Origin of the sequence: Citrobacter sp. Cpo012 (assembly GCF_030333015.1) — a bacterium.
Classification (GTDB): domain Bacteria; phylum Pseudomonadota; class Gammaproteobacteria; order Enterobacterales; family Enterobacteriaceae; genus Citrobacter; species Citrobacter portucalensis.
This window is the reverse complement of record NZ_JAOWGR010000033.1, coordinates 144499-168284: the sequence shown is the minus strand read 5'-3', so window position 1 is coordinate 168284 and position 23786 is coordinate 144499. Positions and strand designations below refer to the sequence as shown.

22 protein-coding genes and 1 other RNA gene are annotated in these 23786 nt (G+C 43.6%); 17 read left to right on the top strand and 6 right to left on the bottom strand.

From position 1 onward, the window contains the following. Positions 1-65: 65 nt before the first annotated feature. Positions 66-1004: a transcriptional regulator TdcA gene (tdcA, locus tag OGX90_RS05105; RefSeq protein WP_234096720.1), complete on the bottom strand. Its 939-nt coding sequence runs from the start codon at positions 1002-1004 to the stop codon at positions 66-68. A gap of 1148 nt (positions 1005-2152) precedes the next feature. On the opposite strand from tdcA, the gene OGX90_RS05100 reads away from it, so the two are divergent. The 17 genes from OGX90_RS05100 (at position 2153) to OGX90_RS05015 (ending at position 18520) form a co-directional block, all read left to right on the top strand. Next, positions 2153-2662 (top strand): redoxin family protein, encoded by a 510-nt coding sequence (locus OGX90_RS05100; RefSeq protein WP_159121525.1) that lies wholly within the window; start codon positions 2153-2155, stop codon positions 2660-2662. Positions 2663-3059: 397 nt separating this feature from the next. Beyond that, on the top strand, positions 3060-3971 hold the full coding sequence (locus OGX90_RS05095) for a helix-turn-helix domain-containing protein (protein WP_234692414.1): 912 nt from the start codon (positions 3060-3062) through the stop codon (positions 3969-3971). 492 nt (positions 3972-4463) lie between these two features. After that, positions 4464-5006, top strand: a complete 543-nt coding sequence (locus OGX90_RS05090; RefSeq protein WP_150345455.1) for a fimbrial protein — start codon at positions 4464-4466, stop codon at positions 5004-5006. 37 nt (positions 5007-5043) lie between these two features. Beyond that, positions 5044-7446, top strand: a complete 2403-nt coding sequence (pefC, locus tag OGX90_RS05085; RefSeq protein ID WP_286623283.1) for a PefC/AfrB family outer membrane usher protein — start codon at positions 5044-5046, stop codon at positions 7444-7446. Then, the gene (locus tag OGX90_RS05080; RefSeq protein WP_234692416.1) at positions 7430-8122 is read left to right on the top strand and encodes a fimbrial chaperone; all 693 of its coding nucleotides are present in this window, start codon (positions 7430-7432) and stop codon (positions 8120-8122) included. Before pefC ends, OGX90_RS05080 begins: the two co-directional genes overlap by 17 nt. Beyond that, entirely contained in the window at positions 8123-9193 is a 1071-nt protein-coding gene (locus tag OGX90_RS05075; protein WP_234692417.1) for a hypothetical protein, read from the top strand. A gap of 14 nt (positions 9194-9207) precedes the next feature. After that, positions 9208-9741, top strand: coding sequence for a fimbrial protein (locus tag OGX90_RS05070; protein ID WP_234692418.1), 534 nt, complete (start codon positions 9208-9210; stop codon positions 9739-9741). Between the two features lie 9 nt (positions 9742-9750). Next, positions 9751-10230, top strand: coding sequence for a fimbrial protein (locus OGX90_RS05065; RefSeq protein WP_234692419.1), 480 nt, complete (start codon positions 9751-9753; stop codon positions 10228-10230). A 14-nt stretch (positions 10231-10244) separates the two neighbouring features. Further along, positions 10245-10766, top strand: a complete 522-nt coding sequence (locus OGX90_RS05060) for a fimbrial protein (protein WP_286623280.1) — start codon at positions 10245-10247, stop codon at positions 10764-10766. Positions 10767-10775: 9 nt separating this feature from the next. Next, positions 10776-11267 carry a fimbrial protein gene (locus OGX90_RS05055; RefSeq protein WP_234692421.1) on the top strand — a complete coding sequence of 164 codons (492 nt, stop codon included), beginning with the start codon at positions 10776-10778 and terminating at the stop codon, positions 11265-11267. A gap of 27 nt (positions 11268-11294) precedes the next feature. Continuing rightward, positions 11295-11783 carry a fimbrial protein gene (locus OGX90_RS05050; RefSeq protein WP_234692422.1) on the top strand — a complete coding sequence of 163 codons (489 nt, stop codon included), beginning with the start codon at positions 11295-11297 and terminating at the stop codon, positions 11781-11783. Beyond that, entirely contained in the window at positions 11776-12330 is a 555-nt protein-coding gene (locus tag OGX90_RS05045) for a fimbrial protein (RefSeq protein WP_233623708.1), read from the top strand. The genes OGX90_RS05050 and OGX90_RS05045 overlap by 8 nt, the downstream gene beginning before the upstream one ends. 411 nt (positions 12331-12741) lie before the next feature. Further along, a complete protein-coding gene (locus OGX90_RS05035) occupies positions 12742-13881 on the top strand; it encodes a polysaccharide export protein (protein WP_234692423.1) in 1140 nt (379 codons plus the stop codon). Continuing rightward, complete coding sequence (locus OGX90_RS05030; RefSeq protein ID WP_234692424.1) at positions 13869-14315, top strand: arsenate reductase/protein-tyrosine-phosphatase family protein; 447 nt, start codon at positions 13869-13871, stop codon at positions 14313-14315. The genes OGX90_RS05035 and OGX90_RS05030 overlap by 13 nt, the downstream gene beginning before the upstream one ends. A gap of 14 nt (positions 14316-14329) precedes the next feature. Continuing rightward, positions 14330-16486 carry a polysaccharide biosynthesis tyrosine autokinase gene (locus OGX90_RS05025; protein WP_462562430.1) on the top strand — a complete coding sequence of 719 codons (2157 nt, stop codon included), beginning with the start codon at positions 14330-14332 and terminating at the stop codon, positions 16484-16486. A gap of 86 nt (positions 16487-16572) precedes the next feature. Continuing rightward, on the top strand, positions 16573-17202 hold the full coding sequence (locus tag OGX90_RS05020; protein WP_201287296.1) for a DsbA family protein: 630 nt from the start codon (positions 16573-16575) through the stop codon (positions 17200-17202). Positions 17203-17680: 478 nt separating this feature from the next. Beyond that, a complete protein-coding gene (locus tag OGX90_RS05015; RefSeq protein ID WP_234692426.1) occupies positions 17681-18520 on the top strand; it encodes a helix-turn-helix domain-containing protein in 840 nt (279 codons plus the stop codon). Between the two features lie 462 nt (positions 18521-18982). Here the strand turns inward: OGX90_RS05015 and rnpB are convergent. The 5 genes from rnpB to garP form a co-directional block, all read right to left on the bottom strand. Continuing rightward, an RNA gene (gene rnpB, locus OGX90_RS05010) (RNase P RNA component class A) lies at positions 18983-19359 on the bottom strand. A 32-nt stretch (positions 19360-19391) separates the two neighbouring features. Continuing rightward, positions 19392-20537: a glycerate 2-kinase gene (gene garK / locus OGX90_RS05005; protein ID WP_032934186.1), complete on the bottom strand. Its 1146-nt coding sequence runs from the start codon at positions 20535-20537 to the stop codon at positions 19392-19394. Positions 20538-20602: 65 nt separating this feature from the next. Continuing rightward, a complete protein-coding gene (gene garR, locus OGX90_RS05000; RefSeq protein ID WP_213786539.1) occupies positions 20603-21493 on the bottom strand; it encodes a 2-hydroxy-3-oxopropionate reductase in 891 nt (296 codons plus the stop codon). A 30-nt stretch (positions 21494-21523) separates the two neighbouring features. Beyond that, positions 21524-22294 (bottom strand): 2-dehydro-3-deoxyglucarate aldolase, encoded by a 771-nt coding sequence (gene garL / locus OGX90_RS04995; RefSeq protein WP_008785889.1) that lies wholly within the window; start codon positions 22292-22294, stop codon positions 21524-21526. 15 nt (positions 22295-22309) lie between these two features. Next, entirely contained in the window at positions 22310-23644 is a 1335-nt protein-coding gene (gene garP / locus OGX90_RS04990) for a galactarate/glucarate/glycerate transporter GarP (RefSeq protein WP_008785890.1), read from the bottom strand. Between the last annotated feature and the right edge of the window lie 142 nt (positions 23645-23786).

Here is a 23786-nt window from a genome sequence, read left to right as displayed (position 1 = left end):
ATAGCCGTGACCATTGTCAGATATAGACAAATGGCGTTTATTTCGTGTTAAAACAAATTTAATCTTTAATCAATTTCAATTAATTGCCTTCGTCTCCGACAATTATATGATGAATACTCTTTGGCTAATTCCACCAAAATAGATGCTGCTTTTTTAATTCGATAATTTTTCGACCACACGGCGGCATAACGCGCGACGGGTAAGGTTTCTTCTACCGGGATAGTAATAAACTGGTTTGAGCCAAACGGTGTGGTCATATCGCAGGGAATTACTGTTAAGAAATCAGCATTGAGAACAAGATTATAAATCGTAACGACAGAGTCTGTTTTAACGATGTTTTCACTGCTGATGCCATTATTCTGTAACGTGGTAAGAAGTTCGCTGTAGTACCCCATATTCGTTTGTGGCAACACCCACTGTTCGTTTTTCAACGCGCTCAGCGAGGTGATGCCGGTGCATGTTCGGGACTTGCTGGCAACCAGGATAAAGTCTGACTCAAAGAGCGGCTCAACATGCAGATCGTGCAGTTTCATCTCATCACTCAGCGTACCGATGGCGAAATCCAGACGTCCGTCACGAATCGCCGGTAAGAAGGAGGAGAGCTGAGCTTCATACATAGAAACCTGCGCTTTCGGGAACACTTCTTTGAATTTTTTAATCATGCCGGACATGATGGTGAAGGCGATCAGTGAAGGAAAGCCAAACGACACATCAACGACCGCATTGCTCGTCATACTGTTCATCTCATCAACCATGTTTTTCATTTCACGGGTAATAGATTCAGACCATGAGAGCATCACCTGACCTGCCTGAGTCAATGTCACACCAGTATTTTTACGTACAACTAACTCAATACCGAAATAAGCCTCTACATCATTAATGATTTTGCTGACAGCCGGTTGAGTTAAACCTAATTCTTTTGCAGCTGAGCTGATAGAACCGCTTCTAATGACTTCCTGAAAGACCACTAAGTGCTGTGTTTTAGGGAGTGTAATAGTATTCATATCGACCTGCGTTAATTACTTTGTTGACGGCAGGAAGTGTACCAAATTAAGCCAACGAGGATATGTGCGACCACTCACAAATCCCCTTCCCTTACATTTTGTAAGATTATTATTAAATTGATAATTTCTTATTAATCATAGAGATAGAAAATACCAATCTCACTTAACCTTGACTTTAATCAAAAAAAGATGGGGGGATAACGATTTTTTATGGCTATAACGACATCATTTTTGTTGTTATTTCTTCGAACCACGAAAGGCTATATTTCAATCAATTACCGAGTAATTATCGGTAAAAATGGCGCTTAAATTTAATAAGTAATTTATCAAATATAATTATATTTTATCGTTTATGGTGTTTAAATAACGCCATGCATCACATTTTTTTGCCTTGTTTGTTTATAAAGAAACATTGCATTTATCAATATTTAAACCAATTAAAACAAATGACCACTATTAGCAACATTACATTAACACTGGTTTTTCGCATTTTGTCAGCAACTAATTTTGTGATGGCGATCTATTTCGCGTGATTATTCTCAGTAAAAACGTATCGCGTAGCGTTTTGTGTTGACAGTCACAAAATCAGAAATCTCTTTTAGAGACCTATATACCATTTGTATCCAAATCGTCTCGATTATCACCTTCCAGTAGTAGTCACTGCATAAAAGAAAGCCACCAGGAAATGAGTGCGGAATAGAGTCCCGAGAACATTTCCATGTCAGTTAACATGCGCACCTGACCACACTAACGGTGATGGAGGGGTATGGCTAATTGGCGAGTGTTTCTTTACGGGCAATAGAGGGTTCTCCCCATCGGACAATCGTTAGCTCCCCCTTTATTGATACTCGCAAGAAGACAAAGTTTGCTCAAGCCAATGCTTTTTAAAGTCATTTTCTTTACATAGATAAAATACCCCTATAGGGGGATATACATTCTAATCATTAAGCATTCTAAAAATTCATTTCATACATTTCCTTTTTAGCTAAGTTTTTGAAATTCGCATCTGCTATTATTTAATTAGGGAGACAACTGAATAATAAAAAATTGAATACGATTCGATTTATTCAGAAAATGATTCTTCCCTATCAGTTGCTATGCCGATTTTAGCGGTTATCCGCATTTATATTATATAAGGATAAAGATTAATGAAACTTGTCAAATCAATTAATAATATTCGCTTAGGAAAGGATTTCAAATTAAAGTTCGGTGAGAACGATCTGACGCTGGATCAAGGTTTCATGTCCGTAGGCGGTAAACTGCCAGCAGCACACGATCTGGTGACTCCAGAACTGGATGTTTTTAAATTACCGAAAGGTGTCAGGAAGATTATTTACACCGTACCATCACTGGATACACCAGTTTGTGAATCCCAAATAAAACAGCTCAGTGAGTCGCTAACTCATGAGGATGTTAGTACTACAAAATATTATGTCATTAGCATCGATACACCATTTGCTCAAAGTCGATTTATCAAAGAGAACAGTATCAGTCCGAAAATCCAATTTGTCTCGGATTATGCAAACCATCGCTTTATGATTGAAACAGGATTACGGATTATTGAATTAAATCTTTTCGCCCGCTCAGTGATTGAGTGTGATGAAACTGATACAGTTCTGAACGTCACAATCCCTGTCGACATCACCCAAATTCCTTAAGTTATTTGCGTACTCCTGGTTGTACAACGCCCGACGACGCATCATAAGACGGTTGAATTCATTTTGAATTTCAGGTTCAACGATATTACCGGGCCTGATCGGGTGTTTTTTTAATCGCGTGTATCTTTTTTTACTCGGTATGCATGGTTTCCATCACTCATAAAATCCCCTCACACCATTCAGAAGATATCTTTCGTTGATCGTGCTTTTTTATGACACCTGAGATGAACATAACTCAAATATTGAGGTTTTAGTTGATGCAATACTACAGCACCAACTCTGCATATTAATATTAGCTGTAATTTTTTCACTATCAGACCAACCCTCTCAAATAAGCATAGAAAAAATCATTACTTGATAATATGTATATTAACCACATAAAAACAAAGGTGCTGCAATGCAAAATTCGATGAACCAAAGAAAATGTTCAGACATGGTGAATTGTAAACAACAAAGTGTGAGTAATAGTAACTATTATCAATCAACCGAAGGTGTAGTTTTAAATCATATCTACGTTGCCAATACAACACTCATCAAATTAAGCAAGGGAGAACTCATCATTAACTCCAGCAATAATGATATGCTGAAATGCACTGGAGAAAGCCTTATTCTTATCGAAAAAAACCAAACACTTAACATTAAATGCAGTGATATCGATAATCATTTAGAATTCAAACTAATCGATATTTCATATGAGTTAATGAGTAAAATGTACTCATTGCTGATCACCGGGAACAAACAGGAATATATGTCAGGCGTGCACAAAAGCATAAGCTCGCGCATGCTTTGTTCACCGTTACGTCCAGGGATGAATGAAGCCTTTGACAATGTTTTTGGCTGCCTGCAAAAATCAGAGCGCAGTGAATGTGGGGATTGCACACGCTGTGACACCGGAACTGAAGGTTCACCGCTGGATTTTACGTTAATGTTTCTGCTTTCGGCCTTTACCGCTCACGAGGATGGTATTGGCATACTAATTCGTACGGTTAAATCAAGCCTGAGAGAAAAAGTATATAATATGGTGAAAAATACTCCATCCAAAGTATGGAGCCTGGACGATGTTGCAGCCAGGTTGTATATGAGCCGCTCCACCCTAAAACGTAAACTTGCGATAGAACAAACATCCTTCAGCGAGATCTATCTCGATGCCAGGATGTGTATGGCGGCAAGGCTACTACGTACAGGCGATTATAATATTACTCAGGTTTCAGTGATGTGTGGGTACAACCATACGTCTTATTTTATCACCACATTCAAGAAATACTTCCAGATGACCCCTTATACTTTTATGAGTCTGGTAAACCACTGAAAGTACGCTTCACTATCAATACAATGGCAAACGTTAATCTGGTTGAATTGTCTTCATCAAGCCCCCTTGACCTTTCCATTCTTACAGTAACTAAGCGCCCTCATCATAGCTAAAACCCCATTAATAATTATACTTTAGCGGGACGAGGGCATTCGCCACCGTCTCCTTCATTATTGACTCCGGCCCAACTAAACAGGCAACAGATTAATCGACACATTTTCGTATCGATGCCCATTAATCTATCAACTACGGATACCCCCATTTTCTATTGGTTAATATGGTAAGCTTTATAAGCTAAGGAGGTTAGTATCTTCAGCGCTCATGCTATTAAAAATAAAACATACCAGAATGAAACGCAAAATATTACACATTTAGCTCAACCCTCTATTGAGCCATTGTCTTTCACCATTCAAAAGATAATATGACCACATCCCTTAAGTGCGCTGATTAGCACTTACAGGTAATCACAAAAAGTTAATCCCTGGAGTTAAAATGAAAAAACTATTTATTCTTGGAGCACTGGCTTCGGCGGTAGCATTCTCTTCTGTCGCATCAGCAAACAGCGGTACCATTAATTTTACCGGTACGATTACTTCTGCAACCTGTACGGTAAGTCCGGTTGTGGGAGGTGGTGTAGCAAGCTCAATCGATTTGGGTACGCCGGGCACGGATTTAACCACAGCCAAAACCGTCCAATTTTCACTGACGCCAGCTGGCCCTTCTGCCGCCGACTGTCTGGCTAAAACCGCTGCTGACGTGAGCTGGAGCGCACCAAACATGGATGCAGCAGGACTGGGTAACAGCGGCGGTTCGGCAACCGGCGTATCCCTGCAGCTAAAAGCCAAGAATGCCACGAAAGCTGACGAACTGGTGACCGACACCAACCGTACTATTGCATATGCAGGTACTGGCACCCCAGCCACACCTTTGACAACGTTTGATTACGAAGCTCAGTTGGTTAAAACGGTTAAAAGTGGTACGGTCAGCGCCGGTAGTTTTGCCACTTCAGCATCCTATACCGTAGCCTATAAATAATCGTATTACCCTCATGCGCCTTTGGGCTGCATAAAATATGCAGCCCGTTTATTTTACAGTTGAAATAATATATGACATGCTTAAAAATAAAATATTATTGTTACTGATTTGCTCTGCATTACAGCCTGTATTTACAGTAATGGCAGATGACGAATTTAACATGAGTTTTATTCGTGGTGGTGCACAGGATGAATTACCAGAAGTCTTTGATAAAAACGTTAACTTTGTTCCTGGTGAATATCTGGTTGATGTTGAGGTTAATGGCGAAAAGGTCGGTAGCGGTTTTATTACCGTTACCGACAGCGAAAAGCAAGCTCTTTGCCTGACAAACGAATGGTTAAGAGAACAAGGCGTTTTTATCAAGGAGGACTTTTATGCACAGGAATTCGACGCAACCCGAAAGTGTTATGTATTAAGCAATAATAAAACAACTAAAGTTGAGCTGGATAATGGTACACAAACGCTGAAACTACGTATTCCGCAGGCAGCCTTATTATCTGGGGAACGCAGCCAACGCCCTTGGGATTATGGCGATTCCGGATTTCAATTAGCATATAACGCGAACACCAGTAAAAGCTCAGGGCAACAGCGTACTAACTATCTGGGTGTGAATGGTAATGCGAACATTGGCAAATGGGTGCTTTCATTTACCACAAATGCCACCGATGAAAGTGGTTTTAACACCAGCGATCTACGTTTAACCCGTGCGCTGGAATCCATTAAGGCCGATCTAAGCATCGGTCAGGCGCAGAGTACCTATAGCCCGTTAATGAATGGGTTTGGTTTTCGCGGGATTCAGTTGACCTCGAATACGAACATGTCGTCATGGTTAAGCAGAACCTATGCACCTAAATTGCAGGGAATTGCAACCAGTAATGCCAGGGTGACCGTAGAGCAGAATGGGCGCGTATTAGAATCTATTGTTGTCCCCCCGGGACCGTTTGAAATTAACAATCTGGGCGCAATCAGTAGCGGGGATCTGATTATGACTATTACGGAGGAAAATGGCAGTAAAAGAACAGAACATTTTCCTGTAACCATAATGGGTAACCTCCTGCGCCCCGGTGCCATGGACTATGGTTTGGCCGTGGGTAAAAAAATGGCGGGCAATAATAAAAGTTCCGCCGACGGTACCTTCGGGCTGGGCAGCCTGGATTACGGTTTTAACTATGCAACGTTTAACTCAGCATTGTTATTAAGTCAGAACTATCAAAACATGGGTATTGGTAGCACCCATTCGCTCGGATGGTTTGGCGCATTATCGACCAGTTTGAACCTGTCAAAAGCCCGGTTTAAACAGAAAGATGAGCAGAAAGGGTATAGTGCTTCCGTTAAGTATGCTCGCTCACTAACCGATAAGACGGATTTACAGTTAATCGGCTACCGGTTTACGGACCGCGGATATGTCGAGTATGCCAATTATGATTACCTGAGCTACAGCACGGATGAGTTTAAGTCGAAAAATCGTTATGAGGCGATCCTGGCCCACCGTATACCGGAACAAAATATTTATCTCAGTATGAGCGGATGGATGCAGCAATATTGGGATAAGCCACAGGAGAGTGGAGTGAATTTTATGCTCAGCAAATCATTTAGCCGCTTTTCGGCCTCGCTGAGTGGAAGTTACAGTAAGAAGGGGGAGAATGGCGGAGAATATATGACCAGCATCTCCTTTAACATCCCGTTCAGTGCATTCGATGTGATGCATTATAGTAATACCTCGATGACCTATACTCGTGAAGGCGGAATGAGTTATATGGCGGGTAGCTCTGCAAATCTTAACGATCGACTGAGTTACAACGTTAGTATGAATCGAGATAATAACGGGAATAATATTTCGTTATCCACTGGCTATGCTTCGGATTATGCCCAATTAAACAGCATGTATTCGAAAGGTTCTACCAGCCAAAACCTGAGCTTGCAGATGAGCGGATCAGTGCTGGGGGTTTATGGTGGTGGGCTGATGTTGTCACAGAATAGTAATGGTACGCTGGCAGTGATCGATATGGATGGAATTAGCGGTGCGGTAATTAATGGCGGCCTTCCGACAGACAGCAACGGGAGAGCGGTGATCTCTCTGGCGAGTTATTCACCGAACTCTATTAATATCGATGTCGATAAGTTGCCAACAGATATTGAAATACAGGGCAATGTGATTAATGTTGTACCAACCGAGAAGGCTATTATCTACAGGAAGATAAAGTATCGTCGTGTTCATCACTATATTTTACGCGTTTTTAGTAAAAATAAGTACGTCATTCCTATGGGAACTATTGCAAAGGATGATGCAGGCAAGGAAGTGGGTTTTGTCAGTAATGGTGGCGTATTGTTACTTAACGTTGATAGTAAAGTACAAAATATCACACTCGATCAGTGTGTCATTAATTTAGAAAAATTAAGTCCAACCAAGAGAACAATTCAAGATGTTTACTGTAAATAACAAAATCAAAGCTTTTATTGCTGTTGCCATGCTATCTGTAAGCCTGAGCAGTAATGCCGCGTTTAGCCTTAATGGTACTCGCTATGTTTATGAAGGTGGCAAAAAAAGCCTGTCCGTAATGGTCTCTAATGAAAGCGAGCAAAAATATGCCGGGCAGGTATGGATTGATAATGACAATGAAAAAGATAAAGACGTTTACTTCACAACCAGTCCAACATTTTTTAAAGTAGACCCGAAAAGCAGACAGACGATCAGGATTCTGGATATCAACCCTAATCTGCCGCAAGATCGTGAGACGTTAACCTGGCTTAATGTACAGGAGATCCCACCGGCCCCTAAATCAGGTGGGAATGTTCTGGCTATTGCGTTAAACACTCGCGTTAAGCTGATTTATCGTCCACAAACGCTGGTCGATGGGCGAAAAGAAGCAGAAAAGCAGATCAGGTTGTTAAAGAATGACGGGAAATATTTTCTTGAAAACCCCACTCCCTACTATTTTGCTATTACCGGGATAAAAGTGAATGGCAATGAGGTAAAACTCACTAAAAAAGAAGGGGCACAGCTAGCCAAATTTGCGCCGTTTAGCAAAGTACAGATCAGCAACTCATTAACCGGGAATGTATCGGTGAACGCGATTGATGATTACGGCGCAAATAATCAATACCAGGTTAAGTAAATGAGAAAAATATATTCTTGGATTTTCTTGCTATCAATACTAGCAGTGCCCTCAGCATATGCAGGATGTTTTGCGGCGGGCAATGCAGCTTACTATTGGGGATCGCCTTCCAGCAAAATAGAGATATCTTATTCGCAAAGCACTCTCACAACAGAGACTGCTGCGGGTACAAGAATAGGAACAATGAAGATAACCTTTAGCTGCCCATATTATGTCGGACCAAATGCCTGGAATACCGATGATTACTTAGGGGGCTCCAAAGGATATATATATGTACCACTTCCAGAATTTAACTTTATCAATAGTAACAGATTGGAGCATAACAGTGGGTGGATATATTTAGAGCGAGAAGGAATAGCGTCCTCTCGAACTAACTTTCAAGATAAAAGCGGCCATGCCTGGAATTACCCATCTATTCTCGTGGAGTTTTCAAATGCTCTAGGCGGATGGCCAACAACAAATACTGGCCCGACATTTACTTATGGCATATATACCAATAGAAATATTGGTGGTAATGTTGCGTCCAGTAGTAAAATTATCTCAATGCTGACTTCAGCAACCGGGAACAAGATAAACTACAGATCAGGTGGTCTCGTACCCGGATCTAAGCACGTAACGCCTTCAGTAACAAATAACAGTACTACATTGAATTATACAAATACGGTAACATGCTCTGTCACAAGCAATACAAACAACCTGAATTTAGGTGTAGTTAATATTCATGGTGATTTAAACACACCACTGACGACTATTATTTTGACGATGCAATGTGGCCTGGGGCCTGGTGGTGGGAATATGACATCAAATTATCCATCATTCATTATTGCAGGGTCTGCCAGAATGAATGCAGTCACACCCACAAATGCCACTAGTGAGTGGCTGGCAGCATCAAATAGTGTTGGTCTTCAGATAGGTAATGGATGGGGACTACGATTCAGGACCGGGGATGCTGTAAATATTAATAACTTAGATAAGATCTCAATACCTGTTTATCCGTACAAATACGGTTCGACTCAAGGAAATAGTGTTGATTGGAATGGTGCTGTGACTTTTGAAATTGCCTATAACTAAACGGAGTTACTGTAATGCGCGTAATACTTGTTTTACTATCTTTACTCTGCTTCATCACCATCGAGGCATCCGCTAAAGTAACAAGTACTACGGTTGCTCTCTCTGTTAAATTCCGAGAATTTACATGCAATATCGCCTCCAGCAGAGGGAGTAATTTAAGCTTTGGTGATGTTAATATTACGACCTTAACACTTACTGAAGGACCGGAAATCGAAGCCGATTTGACGTTAACATGTCGTCTTGATAGCGCTACGCCAGAGTTAACCGGGAATAACGCAATCACAGCTTTGCAATCGGCTAACTTGCGTTTCACCTCCCCCGTAAGTACCGGGGGGTCAGGAGGCGCTTTTTTAGATGCCGGGCATAATGTTGCGATCCTTCCCTTTTTCAATAATGCCCGGATGCAGTTTAACTCCGATTATAATTTAAAAACATTGAGTGGTTCGGGATACAAATTAAAATTTAAACTTGTTAAAAAAAGTAGCAGCGGAACGATAACCTCAGGTTCGGTATCCGTCGTACTTAACGCTGAGCTGACTTATACGTAGAGTGCAAAGATGACAAGAGTATTCCTGTTTACACTGCTGCTATGCGGTCATAGCGTCTCGGCCAAGACCAGCACACTAAGCATAACCGTAGGGGCAAACCTAATCATTCCGACCTGTACATTAACTGCCCCTGCGGTGATTAATTTTGGGGATATTAACAGAAATGATTTCTTAAATGGTAATCCAGATTTACGAATCAGGAATTTTGATATTACCGCATCTTGCCACAATGCTTCACGGGTCGAGTTAATGTTTATTCCACGCAATGGCATAGTAAGCGGTAGAAATGATGCGGCATTAACCAGTAACACTAGTGTAATGTATACAGTTTCATTGACAGGTCTGGGGGTTAACAATGTTAATTTTAACAGTAATATAGTTTGGCCATCACCAGGGACGACATCTGTCACGATGCTCCTGGGTGCAAATGGCGTGATAACCAAAGGGGTTTTTAATACCTCAATGACAATTCAGTTAACTTATATTTGATATAAGGATAAAATATGAAAAAAGTAATTCCGGTCGTTTTTCTGCTGGGTATAGCTCCTCATTCTTATGCCAAAATGGCGGATACGACTGTCGCAATTAAAGCCAGCGTAACAGGCGCTACCTGTAATATTGTACCAACGCCTACTGAAATTAACTTTAATACTCTGACCGCAGGAGATATCGGCAATAACAGAATTGCCGCCAAAGAGGTAAGTCTTGCCCTGAACTGTGACTGGATTGCTAAAAATGTAAAAGTGACATTTACCCCTACGGAAGGTACCGTTACCGGCAACACCAGCGTAATGCGCTCGGGTAAAACGGGTTTAGGATTCAAGCTCCAATTTGCTAACACTGCGGGAGGTACATTAACTGATATCCCCTTTGGCGTAGAGCAAACCTGGGCAAGTACGACGACAACAGCATCACCTTACAATTTAGGTGGTAAAATTGCGCTTAAACCATTCTATATCAGCGGCGAGGATATCGCAGCCGGTAATGTTGATACCAGCCTGACCATTGGTGTTCAGTACGATTAAGGAAAAAAGATGAAAAAAATAGCAATGCTAATTTCCCTTTTTTCATCCTCTGTATTTGCATCTACGGCAACAGTAAATGTCCCAGTGAAAGGCACCATCACGTCAGCCACCTGTACCTTCACGGCAGATCCTGAGGTAAACTTTGGTTCTATTACTGCATTAGACATTAATAACAATACCGTTTCTGAAAAAGATATTAACATGACGGCAAATTGTGATTGGATGACAAAGAGAGTAACGCTCTCATTCATTCCTGGTGCAATTGTTTCTGGAGATGATAAGATAATGCAATCTGGTCTAGCCGGAGTCGGGTTTAAATTACCAATAATGGACAAGATAAATAATTTATCATTTAATACTGAACATATCTGGTTTCCATCTGGTTTTGGTGGCGGAATAAGAAGAATATATGTAAAAATCAAACCAGTAAAAATACCTTCAGAGGATATTGCTGCTGGTAATATTGATACGACGCTGACCATACGCCTGTCTTACGATTAGTGATAACCCTGACCAGGAATTTAAGCAATGCCATTCAGAGTATATTTCTTTGTTGCGTTTTGTTTTGCTTGTCTCGCTAACGCACAGCAAACGGATACAGTTGTTAATATAAATGGCGCAATTACCGAAGCTACCTGTTCCATTAGTATCTCTTCTGAGGTTAGCTTTGGTTCTGTTTCTGCACATGACCTAATTGCTGGAAAGGTAGAAAAGTCAATTAACTTCACACGTAACTGTGATTTGGCCGAGGCAAATACTAAGATGAGGTTTGTTCCCGCACAAGGGATCGTATCAGGTCAAACAAATTTTGGGAAATCAATAATGAAATCAGGACTGAATGGTATTGGTATTGGTGTAATGAAAATGGGGTTGTATGGTGCCCTGAATTTTAATGAGGATTATCCTTATAATGAAAAAACTATTGACCTTAAATTCAAATTATTACCAATAACGGCTGAACAGATGGCAGCTGGAAATATTGATACATCTGTTATTTTAAGGCTGAGTTATGATTAAACAGCTGCTGCTACCATGCTCCATAATTATATTGTCATCACTATGCTCATTAACTGCGATCGCTGGTAACAGCACATCCAGTATCGGGGTAAAAATGAAGATTACCCATGCTAATTGTACTGTTAATGGCGGAAAAGGTATTTCTGGAGCATATAACCTGCCGCTAATGAACGAAAGCGGTAACGTCATTGATCGCGTTAGCGCTACTGATGTACCGCTCATTATCGACTGCAGCAAAGGCGTCAAGCCCAGCGCACTCACGATTTCTTTTACTGCTGCGACCCCTGGTTTTCAGAATGCAGCGAATGGTTTGGTGAATACCACAATGGCAAACATTGCTCTCCTTACCCGCTGGAAACGTAATGGCGCAAGCGTGATTGATTTGTCCACTGCTACAGATATATTGTCAGTTAAAGATGCTGAGATTCAGCCCAGCATATATGATAGCTCGTTTAAAGTGTATCCAACCATTATCAATACTGCTTCTGCATCATTAACTCCGGGCCGCTACCAGGCTGATTTGACAATTAACATCACCTATTACTAAACATTGTTCTGTTTATGGGGAACTAAATACAAATGTCATTTCATAGCAATGATTCCATTGACAGTTATATCCATAAAATGGACAAACTATTAAATAAAGAAATCAACAAGGAATGGCGAGTCATTGAATCAGTGTGTGTTGGTGAGGGAGAGTATCTTCTTATCCTTGAAAGCAACATGCAAAAGATCATGGCGCGGGTATTATCAACTCATGCACCTAATCCCATGGATATTTTATCGCCAACATCGAGGAAGCTATATACTATTAACAACATTAGCAAGCAGATGCTCAGATTTATTAACGCAGTAGAGTTAAATTATAATGAATGGTGCACATTAACGCGATGACCAATTATATATTCTTAGGCTATGAATTTTAACGCAAGCCTGAAACCGTTCGACTTGAGATAATATGAACAGACAACGTTTTATGTGCCTCATTCTGTTTGGCACAATGATACTGCTTTCCGGATGTACGATATTGCCAGGACAAGGGCTCCCTGTTCAGGGGAAAAAGAACACTGGTATGCCACACAATCGTGATGCACTGAATGACAGGCTCAATATTATTATGCTGACTCCCGGACTTGTCGACATACTGCGTCCGGCTAATATCGTTTCTCGTCCAAACCCTCAATTAGAAAAACAGTTGCTTTCTTATAACTATCGTATTGGTGTGGGTGATGTCTTAATGGTTACCGTCTGGGATCATCCGGAGCTGACTACGCCAGCGGGCCAATATCGCAGTGCCAGTGATACTGGCAACTGGGTCAGTGCTGACGGCACTATTTTTTATCCTTACGTCGGGCGCCTGCATGTGGCAGGTAAAACCTTAAATGAAGTTCGCGACGCTATATCTACCCGACTGAATGCATTTATAGAAAATCCACAGGTAGATGTCAGTATTGCCGCCTTCCGCTCACAGAAAATATACGTTACAGGCGAAGTGATGCGTTCAGGTGTACTACCTGTTACCAATATTCCACTTACGGTAATGGATGCAGTCAACGCTGCAGGTGGTCTGACTGCGGACGCCGACTGGCGCAATGTCACTCTCACCCATAATGGACAGAAATCTCACCTCTCTTTATATGCACTATTACAGCGCGGTGATCTGACGCAAAACCGTCTGCTTCATCCTGGTGACATTTTATTTATACCCCGTAATGATGATTTGAAAGTTTTTGTCATGGGTGAGGTCGGCAGACAAGCCACCCTCAAAATGGACAGAAGTGGAATGACGCTGGCAGAGGCGCTGGGAAATGCCGAAGGCATGAAGCAAGAGAGTTCAGATGCAACCGGTATTTTCGTGATTCGGGCGCTGAAAGGTAAGCCCGAGGGCAAAATTGCCAACATTTATCAACTGGATGCTCAGGATGCTTCCGCAATGGTACTCAGTACCGAATTCCAGTTGGAACCATACGATATCGTCTATGTAACGACAGCGCCTCTGGCACGCTGGAATCGCGTTATATCACAGCTACTGCCCACCATTGTTGGTGTGCGCGATTTGACTGAAACCACGCGGTATATCAGAACATGGGCCCGATAAATTTCACCTCGATATTGGTGCTGTGTACTGGGAACATTTGCCGTTCGGTCATTGCAGAACGTTTATTATGTCAATTTTTGCCACCAACTATTTCTGTCACCTCTGCCGGGATCAATGCCCATTATGGGCATCCGGCGGAAAACATGAGCGCGGCAGTGGCGTTCGAGCATGGTGTGTCACTGAGCGGACACATCGCGCGAAATGTCACCCTGGAAATGCTACGTGACTCCGGACTTATCCTGGCGATGGAACCAAAACATATTGCGTTTGTTACATCAATGGCGGCAGAAGCCAGAGGCAAAACATTATTATTCAGCTATTGGTCCAGTAAACAAGCAATCCCCGACCCTTATCGCAAAAGTCGTGATGTTTATGAGTATGTGTTTCACCAACTGGAACTGGATGCACAAAGATGGGCCCAGCATCTGGTGTAAAAAAGGACCGTTTAATCTTGAATGAGAATTCGAAATATCCGCGTACTTCCTCGGCGGAAAAAGAACTGGATCTTATCCAGCTACTGCATACATTATTTTTGCAATGGAAAATAATCCTCTGCATAACCATCGCCTTTACCCTGGCTGCATCACTATACGCATTTTTATCTCCCACTGTGTATCAAGCAGATGCCCTAATTCAGGTTGAGCAAAAGCAAAATCAGGCATTTTTGAACCGCTTGAAGAATGTTTTACCAACCGACACATCTACTGTATCAGCTGAAATTGAGTTGCTTAAGTCACGAATGATTCTGGGAAAAACAGTTGATGATCTCAATCTAAGAATACAATCGGAGCAAATTTATTTTCCTGTCACAGGATACCTCTGGGCGAAGCTGAAGGGAGAATCATCAGCAAAAATTACAATACAAGATCTCAGTTTGCCGCAGACTAACGATCAAAACTCGGAGGTTATTCTTACAGTGCAAGAGAAGGGATTGTTTCATCTACAAGGAACAAACTTTTCTTTAGAGGGTAAGGTTGGAGAGCGACTGAAGAAAGAGAATATCATCATCGAAGTTAGCAACATACATGCTGTCCCTGGCTCTCGATTCAAGCTCCGTGAAATAAGTAAACTGGAAGCTATCAGCAATTTGCAACAGCAAATTGACGTGTCCCAACAGGGTAAAGAGAGCGGAATGATCGCACTTCGTATCACGGGACATAACCCAAATGAAATCGCACGCATTCTCGATACGGTAATGAACAACTACGTTCAGCAGAATATCAATCGTCAGGCAGCCCGCGACGCCAACAGTCTGGCTTTTTTACAACACCAGTTGCCGAAAGTGCAGTCTGAACTGGATGATGCTGAAAGCAAACTTAACGTTTACCGACAGCAACAGGATTCTGTTGATCTCAATTTGGAAGCAAAAACGGTACTTGAACAGATGGTGAACGTAGATAACCAACTCAACGCGTTAACTTTCCGGGAAGCAGAGATCTCGCAACTTTATAAGAAAAGTCACCCAGCCTACCGCGCATTACTCGATAAACGCCAAACGTTGGTGCAGGAAAAGAACAAACTTAACAAGCGTATATCTGCAATGCCATCCACTCAGCAAGAAGTTCTGAAGTTGAGCCGTGATGTTGAAACAGGGAGAGAGATCTATTTACAGCTTCTAAGCCGTCAGCAGGAACTCAACATCTCCCGCTCCAGCAACGTGGGGAATGTGCGCATTATCGATCCCGCAGTGACCTGGCCTTCACCGGTCAAACCTAAAAAAGCATTGATTATCATGCTTGGGATGATGCTTGGTCTGATCACTTCATCAGGTCTGACTATTGCTCGCGTAGCCCTGCGTCGTGGGATCGAATCATCAGAAACATTAGAAAATGCGGGAGTTCATGTGCTGGCAACCGTGCCGGTGTCTAAATCGCTGGAAAAAAAATATCGGCATCAGCAAAGGTCTTCAATCGTGAACTTCTTCCGACGAGATACGTCGCCAGGATTTTGTCTGGCATTTGAAGAGCCAGCTGATATTTCCATAGAAGCTGTTCGCGGATTGCGTACCACGCTACATTTTATCATGAAGGAGACACCGAACAGAGTGCTGATGATTTCTGGCGCAACAATGGGATGCGGTAAAACATTTATCAGCAGCAGCCTTGCGGCTGTTATTGCTCAGTCCGGCCAGCGCGTACTTTTTATTGATGCCGATATGCGGCGTGGATATACCCATGTTTTATTCAACGTTGACAACAAAAATGGCCTCTCTGATTTTCTAAGTGGAAACGCAACGTTAACGGAAAGTATCCAACATTGTCTGAAAGGCCAATTCGATATACTTACCCGTGGAACATTACTTTCCAGTCCTGTGGATCTTCTGGCCAACGAGCGATTTAAGCAGCTATTGAAATGGGCAAACAATGAATATGACATGGTGATCGTCGACAGCCCTCCGGTTCTTGCGGTTGCGGATGCAATCATCGCCGGGTACGAGGCAGGAACTTGTCTGGTGGTTACGCGCGCAAATCAGGATAGCTTGCAACAGGTGAACCGATGCCTGCGAAAATTTGAGCAAAATGGAATAAACGTGAAAGGCGTTATTCTTAATGGTATCACAAGGGAAGATGCAAATTACTACGCATATGAATACACCACACCTTAGCGCCGTCTCAATAGAAATATGCTGTTCGTTCTAATGCAAACACCTATTATTTTTTACATATTTATACTAACGATATGAGAGCAAGCATGATACAAAAAATATTTTCCTTTGTTGTTCTGACATTTTGTACCTTTAGCGTTAGCGCTTTTCCTATTGCGGAAGGTCAACAATATTCACGAATGGAAAGACCAGTTAAAGAAGCACCTATGGTAGTCGAGTTTTTTTCGTTCTATTGTCCACCCTGCATGGCATTTTCTCGTGAATATAAAGTGAGTGAGGCCATAAACCAGGTACTACCTGAAGGGACAAAAGTTGAAAAGTACCATGTTGGCGCGATGGGTAGTCTGGGACAAAATCTGACAACAGCGTGGTCGGTTGCAATGGCATTAGGAGTAACAGACAAGGTTGAGCATCCTCTATTTATTGCCGTACAGGATAAAAAATCTTTGCGCAATGAGGAAGATATTCGCCAGGTATTTATTGACGCAGGAATTTCAGCCACAGAATACGATGCAGCAAAAGACAGTTTTGTGGTTAAAGCGCTAACGCAAAAACAGATACACGCAGCCCAAAGTTTTGAGGTTCAAGGCACACCATCATTCTATGTTAATGGTAAATACATTTTAAATAACAACGGGACAGGAGAAACATCTCCAGATAAGTATGGCGCTACCGTTGCTCAAATCGTGAAGGCTTTGCTTCTGGGTAAAACATAGTGATAACAAAAGATACGACAGATTCGCAATTCAATGTCGTATCTTTTTGCTAACCCTGATCAATCTGCAACAAAACTGTATCAGTCGAAAGAGAAAAAATTCATGTCCACACCGAAGCTATAATATTATAGCTCTTATAACTAATTCTATAGCTCAAACTTAAATCATCTTACTTTCCTATGCGCTATAATAATCAGCAAATCTCGAATTTATATTAACAAATCACCGATTAACAATGAATAAGTTAGCAGAGGGGTTCTTAGCCGTATTATTTATATCACGCTTTACATTGCGTAAACCAACAAGGACAAACTCGTACTGGACGAAACAGCGTTAATAATTGCATCTAATACTGTGAGCATCAACAATTGGCAAGATCTAATCAATACTCACACCCGTCATTTATTACTGAATAAATTTCAAGCAAATAATTTATTTTGGGCATTATTTAAATTAAGATTTTTTTAGCCAGGAGCCTATGAAAAAGAAATTTCTTGCTGATATCATCCATTGGATTGAGGATAACATCGACGAAAAGATCTGCAGTTCAACACTTGAAAACATTAGTGGCTATACTATTAGACACTTATCAAACATATTTATGCAGTATACAAACTTAACCCCGGCAAAATATATTAGAGAAAGAAAGCTTTGTCGCGCTGCTTTTTTACTACGATTAACAAACCTCAAGATAATGGATATCGCATATCAATTGAAATTCGATTCCCAGCAATCCTTTAGCAGAGAGTTCAGTAAATTATTCGGATATTCCCCTCGCCAGTATCGAAAATCCAGAGAGTGGGATTTTAAAGCTTTACAGCTTCCGATTCAGCCAGAAAACATACCTGAAATAAAATTCGAGTATTGCATTTTGGAATCAAAAAAATACCATGGATACCGCTTTAGTTTTGAGCAGCAAATGTATTTCATTAGAGAACATGAAACCATCATCAGATATCAAAAGATCATTGATATAATGAGGAAACATCAGTCTGATTTATTTATAAGCAGCACTTTTTCTCCTCACCCTCAGAAAGATCACCAACTGAGCGTTAACTCATTCTTAGGTTTTCACGCTAAAAATGATCGGTTGATATCAACCGATGAGGTATTCACATCTGAAAATGGTAAGTATATAAAATTTTCATTTAATGGCAGCCTCAATGAATATATATACTTCCCAAGGAGCGTCTATTATTATGTACTTCCTAAACTTGGATTAAAAAGACGAGAGGGATCAGACATTGAGATTTTAAAATATATAGATGATGCAAGTCCAGGCACAATATCTTGTGATTATTTTATCCCTGTAGTATAGCTAAAAATAGAAGAGGTTATTTAATGCATAAACAATATATTATGGATATTGTCAGGAACTATGGTTTTATAGAATGTGCTGATATATTATTTTTTTTGAAATATCTGAACAATGAAAAAATTGAGCACACATCTTTATCATGGATTTCAGCGAAACTCAATGAATGTCTGGTTAATCATGATGATGGTAAAGATTATTTTATAGCATTACGGAAGCTAAGAAACGATATGATTAATTTAACAGCCAACACTTGATTATGTGTAAAAAATAAAGTTAGAAAAGAGAAATTATCTATTGTCGTACCAATTTTTTATTATACAAAATAAAGAGCCACCGAAGCGGAGTTTTATTAAAGAGTGAAGCTGACCGATAAGGCGCGTTCTTTTGAGCATAACGTCGTGGACAGTCATTCATCTGGCTTACCCAGAAAGCAAAAACCCCGCCGAAGCGGGGTTTTATAAAGAGTGAAGCTGACCGATAAGCCGGGTTCTGTCGTGGACAGTCATTCATCTAGGCCAGCAATCGCTCACTGGCTCAAGCAGCCTACCCGGGTTCAGTACGGGCCGTACCTTGTGAACCCCTATTTGGCCTTGCTCCGGGTGGAGTTTACCGTGCCACGGACTGTTACCAGCCGCGCGGTGCGCTCTTACCGCACCCTTTCACCCTTACCTGATCCCACTTGCGTGGGCCATCGGCGGTTTGCTCTCTGTTGCACTGGTCGTGGGTTTCCCCCCCAGGCGTTACCTGGCACCCTGCCCTATGGAGCCCGGACTTTCCTCCCCTCCGCCCGTCTCCCCCGAAGAGGACGACGACGAAGCGGCGACTGTCTGGTCAGCTTCGGCGCGCAGTATAGAGGGTTTGCGGGGCAATGTCACCCCGCACTGCGCATTCCTATCGCTAACGTGGCAGCGATGTTTCTTGAGGCGCGATAAATATTATCAAATGCCCCACGGAAGGCCTCTTCCAGCGTGCTGATGCTGGTCAATACGCTAAATACCGCATCGATACCATATTGATGCACTACCTCCACATCGCGCGTCAGGCTGCCGCCAATACCAATAACCGGCTTGTGGTACTTCTTCGCGACATTCGCCACGCCTACCGGCACTTTGCCGTGAATGCTCTGGCTGTCGATCCGCCCTTCGCCGGTCACCACCAGCGTACAGTCGTGAATATGCTCTTCCAGATTGAGCGCCTGGGTCACAATCTCGATACCGCTGCGCAGCTCGGCGCCTAAAAAAGCCATTAATGCCGCGCCCATTCCGCCTGCCGCACCGGAGCCTGGCACATCTTTCACATCAACCCGCAGAGACTTTTTAATAATGTCGGCATAATGAGACAGATTACGGTCCAGTTCGAGAATGCGTTCTTCCGTCGCCCCTTTCTGCGGGCCAAAAATGCGCGAAGCGCCAGAATCGCCGATGAGTGGATTAGTCACATCACAGGCCACGCGAATGGAACAGGTTTTTAAGCGCGGATCCAGACCCGAGATATCGATGGAGTTCAGACTCATCAGGCTTCCACCACCATAGCCAATTTCTGTCCCGTTGGCGTCGCAAAGTTTTGCCCCCAGCGCCTGCACCATACCCGCGCCACCGTCGTTGGTGGCACTGCCGCCGATGCCAATAATGATGCTCTGCGCACCGCTATCCAGCGCCTGCAAAATCAGCTCTCCGGTACCGCGTGACGTAGTGACTAAAGGGTTGCGCTTTTCAGGAGGCACCAACGCCAGACCGCTGGCTGCCGCCATTTCGATAAACGCAGTTTTACCATCTCCAGACATGCCCCAGCAGGCATTCACTTTTTCGCCCAGCGGCCCCGTTACTTGCGCTGAATGTTCACTCCCTTGCGTCGCGGCAATCATGGCTTCAACCGTTCCTTCGCCGCCATCGGCAACCGGAACAGAAACATATTGCGCATCGGGGAAAATTTCCCGAAATCCTTTTTCTATTGCCTGAGCTACCTCGGTGGCAGAAAGGCTTTCTTTATAAGAGTCTGGGGCAATTACGATTTTCATAGTTATGTAGCCTGACTGTGCCGCGCAAGGCAAGAAATACAGGGCGCGCATCCGCGCCCTTCTTGTTAGCGAGTGACTTCCACTTTCGCCAGTTTTTCGTAGTAGCATGCGAGCGCACTGTGATCGGCAGTACCCAATCCATCTGCGCGTAGCGCCTGCATCATCTCCATGACTGCTGCAGTCAGCGGCAACTGAGCGCCAACGCCATGAGAGGTATCCAGCGCGTTCGCCAGATCTTTGATATGCAGATCGATACGGAAGCCCGGCTTAAAGTTACGGTCCATCACCATTGGCGCTTTGGCGTCCAGCACGGTGCTCCCGGCCAGCCCACCGCGAATTGCCTGATAAACCAGATCCGGATTCACGCCCGCTTTGGTCGCCAGAGTCAGCGCTTCAGACATCGCGGCAATGTTCAGCGCCACAATCACCTGATTCGCCAGCTTGGTAACGTTACCCGCACCAATTTCACCGGTATGCACCACGGAGCCTGCCATCGCTTTCAGCAGATCGTAGTACTTGTCGAAAATCGCTTTATCGCCGCCGACCATCACCGACAACGTGCCGTCAATCGCTTTTGGCTCGCCGCCGCTGACCGGCGCATCCAGCATATCCACGCCTTTCGCTTTCAGCGCATCGCTAATTTCACGGCTGGCCAACGGTGCAATGGAGCTCATGTCGATAAGCACTGTGCCCGGTTTCGCCCCTTCAATAATGCCGCCTTCACCCAGTGCCACTTCCTTAACATGCGGAGAGTTCGGCAGCATGGTGATGATCACATCACACTGCTCAGCGATATCTTTCGCCGTGGCGGCGGTTTCAGCGCCTGCGGCAATTACATCCGCAATGGATTCCGGGTTACGGTCAGCAACCACCAGCGAGTAACCTGCCTTGAGGAGGTTTTTACTCATTGGTTTACCCATAATACCGAGGCCAATAAAACCAACTTTCATTGTCATGTCTTTATCTCTCTCTACTGTCGATGGTGGTTATTTCTTAAAAGAATCAGCCAGTTTCTGCGTGGCTGAACGGAACACGCCAAGGTCGCTGCCAACGGCAACAAACGTCGCGCCCCACTCCAGATAACGACGCGCATCCGCCTCTACCGGGGCCAGAATGCCGCTTGGTTTGCCGTGTGCTTTCGCGCGGGCAAAAATGTGCTGGATAGCTTTCTGCACATCAGGATGTGACGCATTGCCGAGGTGTCCTAGCGCCGCAGCCAGATCGCTTGGTCCGACGAAGACACCGTCAACGCCTTCTGTCGCCGCGATTGCGTCAACGTTATCAACGCCCTGCTGACTTTCGATCTGCACGATGATGGTGATGTTCTTATTCGACTGCGCAAAGTAGTCCGGTACGGTGCCAAACATATTGGCGCGATGGGATACGGACACGCCGCGAATACCTTCCGGCGGATAGCGGGTCGACGCCACAGCGTTAACCGCTTCTTCTTCCGTCTCAACGAACGGGATCAGGAAGTTGTAAAACCCGATATCCAGCAGACGCTTGATAATTACCGGCTCGTTGGTTGGTACACGCACTACCGCCGCGCTGTCGCTGCCTTTCAGCGCCATCAATTGCGGAATAAACGTCGAGATATCATTCGGCGCATGTTCGCCATCCAGTACCAGCCAGTCAAAACCTGCCAGGCCTAAAACTTCGGTACTGATTGGGCTGGCCAATGCAGACCAGCAGCCAATCTGAATTTGTTGCGCCGCGAGGGCCGCTTTAAACTTATTCGGGAAAATCGTGTTATTCATCGCCTATACCTTTGTTTATTTCTGCAATTCCATACGTTTAATGTCACCGACAATAAACAGGTAGCAAACCATTGCCATCAGCGCCGAGCACCCTACAAACATCAGCGCAGCATTAAATGAGTGCAGCTCGCTCACCAGATACCCAATCACCAGCGGGGTGACGATGGAAGCCACGTTGCCAAATACGTTAAATACCCCACCGCACAGACCGACAATCTCTTTCGGCGCGGTATCGGAAATCACCGGCCAACCCAGCGCGCCGAAACCTTTACCGAAGAACGCCAGCGCCATCAGCGCCACCACAAGAGCGGTATTATCGGTGTAGTTACACAGAATAATGGTCGATGCGAGCAACATGCCGAGCACTATCGGCAGCTTACGCGCCAGGGTAATGCTGAAACCACGTTTAATCAGATAATCAGAGAACACGCCGCCGAGCACGCCACCGAAAAACCCGCACAGTGCCGGAATCGAAGCCACCAGGCCCACTTTCAGAATCGACATACCTTTTTCCTGAACCAGGTAAATCGGGAACCAGGTGAGAAAAAACCAGGTAATTGTGTTGATAAAATACTGGCCAAAGAACACACCAAGCATCATACGGTTCGTGAGCAACTGCTTGATATAATGTAGTTTAGGACCACCTGACTTCACATCGCCCGGTTTTTTATGGTCCATATCCACGACCGCGCCGTTTTCAGAGATAAACTTCAACTCTTCTTGCGACATGCGCGGGTGATCGGTTGGGTTATGAATAAACTTTACCCACAGTCCGGTAAGCACAAAACCAATCACGCCCATCACGGTAAAGACGTGCTCCCAGCCCCAGGCGAAGGTCAGCCAGCCGAGCAGCGGGGAAAACAGCGCCAGGGAGAAATACTGTGCGGAGTTAAAAATCGCAGATGCCGTGCCGCGCTCTTTCGTTGGGAACCAGGCCGCCACGATACGGGCATTAGCCGGGAAGGATGGCGCTTCCGAGAAGCCCAGCATAAAGCGCATGATGAACATTGAAATACCCGCCCAGGCCAGCGGGAACATGTCCACAAAGCCCTGCAGGAAGGTAAACAGTGACCAGAAGAACAAACTGTAGGTGTAGACTTTCTTCGAGCCGAATTTATCCAGCAGCCAGCCGCCGGGGATTTGCATCAACAGGTAAGCCCAGCCGAAGGCTGAGAAAATGTAACCCATTGAGATGGCGCTGAGATGTAACTCTTTCGCCACTTCAGTTCCGGCAATAGACAGCGTCGCACGGTCCGCATAGTTAACGGCTGTAACAATAAATATTATCAGCAATATTAAATAACGGGTGTGCGTACCTTTCTTTTTCTCGACAACTGTATCCAATATCATTCTATTTACCTCGGGCACATAAAAGGTTTTTATTATTATTTTGTGGGTATTTCTCGTGATAAATTACCGATAATAAAAATAGATAATAATTTATCAGACGTTATGAAACCGTGATTTAGTATAATCATCAGCACAACGTTAA

Excerpts from the sequence above, each read along its gene's own strand:
- tdcA (WP_234096720.1), bottom strand. The coding sequence starts at position 1,004 with ATGAATACTATTACACTCCCTAAAACACAGCACTTAGTGGTCTTTCAG.
- OGX90_RS05100 (WP_159121525.1), top strand. The coding sequence starts at position 2,153 with ATGAAACTTGTCAAATCAATTAATAATATTCGCTTAGGAAAGGATTTC.
- OGX90_RS05095 (WP_234692414.1), top strand. The coding sequence starts at position 3,060 with ATGCAAAATTCGATGAACCAAAGAAAATGTTCAGACATGGTGAATTGT.
- OGX90_RS05090 (WP_150345455.1), top strand. The coding sequence starts at position 4,464 with ATGAAAAAACTATTTATTCTTGGAGCACTGGCTTCGGCGGTAGCATTC.
- pefC (WP_286623283.1), top strand. The coding sequence starts at position 5,044 with ATGCAGCCCGTTTATTTTACAGTTGAAATAATATATGACATGCTTAAA.
- OGX90_RS05080 (WP_234692416.1), top strand. The coding sequence starts at position 7,430 with ATGTTTACTGTAAATAACAAAATCAAAGCTTTTATTGCTGTTGCCATG.
- OGX90_RS05075 (WP_234692417.1), top strand. The coding sequence starts at position 8,123 with ATGAGAAAAATATATTCTTGGATTTTCTTGCTATCAATACTAGCAGTG.
- OGX90_RS05070 (WP_234692418.1), top strand. The coding sequence starts at position 9,208 with ATGCGCGTAATACTTGTTTTACTATCTTTACTCTGCTTCATCACCATC.
- OGX90_RS05065 (WP_234692419.1), top strand. The coding sequence starts at position 9,751 with ATGACAAGAGTATTCCTGTTTACACTGCTGCTATGCGGTCATAGCGTC.
- OGX90_RS05060 (WP_286623280.1), top strand. The coding sequence starts at position 10,245 with ATGAAAAAAGTAATTCCGGTCGTTTTTCTGCTGGGTATAGCTCCTCAT.
- OGX90_RS05055 (WP_234692421.1), top strand. The coding sequence starts at position 10,776 with ATGAAAAAAATAGCAATGCTAATTTCCCTTTTTTCATCCTCTGTATTT.
- OGX90_RS05050 (WP_234692422.1), top strand. The coding sequence starts at position 11,295 with ATGCCATTCAGAGTATATTTCTTTGTTGCGTTTTGTTTTGCTTGTCTC.
- OGX90_RS05045 (WP_233623708.1), top strand. The coding sequence starts at position 11,776 with ATGATTAAACAGCTGCTGCTACCATGCTCCATAATTATATTGTCATCA.
- OGX90_RS05035 (WP_234692423.1), top strand. The coding sequence starts at position 12,742 with ATGAACAGACAACGTTTTATGTGCCTCATTCTGTTTGGCACAATGATA.
- OGX90_RS05030 (WP_234692424.1), top strand. The coding sequence starts at position 13,869 with ATGGGCCCGATAAATTTCACCTCGATATTGGTGCTGTGTACTGGGAAC.
- OGX90_RS05020 (WP_201287296.1), top strand. The coding sequence starts at position 16,573 with ATGATACAAAAAATATTTTCCTTTGTTGTTCTGACATTTTGTACCTTT.
- OGX90_RS05015 (WP_234692426.1), top strand. The coding sequence starts at position 17,681 with ATGAAAAAGAAATTTCTTGCTGATATCATCCATTGGATTGAGGATAAC.
- garK (WP_032934186.1), bottom strand. The coding sequence starts at position 20,537 with ATGAAAATCGTAATTGCCCCAGACTCTTATAAAGAAAGCCTTTCTGCC.
- garR (WP_213786539.1), bottom strand. The coding sequence starts at position 21,493 with ATGACAATGAAAGTTGGTTTTATTGGCCTCGGTATTATGGGTAAACCA.
- garL (WP_008785889.1), bottom strand. The coding sequence starts at position 22,294 with ATGAATAACACGATTTTCCCGAATAAGTTTAAAGCGGCCCTCGCGGCG.
- garP (WP_008785890.1), bottom strand. The coding sequence starts at position 23,644 with ATGATATTGGATACAGTTGTCGAGAAAAAGAAAGGTACGCACACCCGT.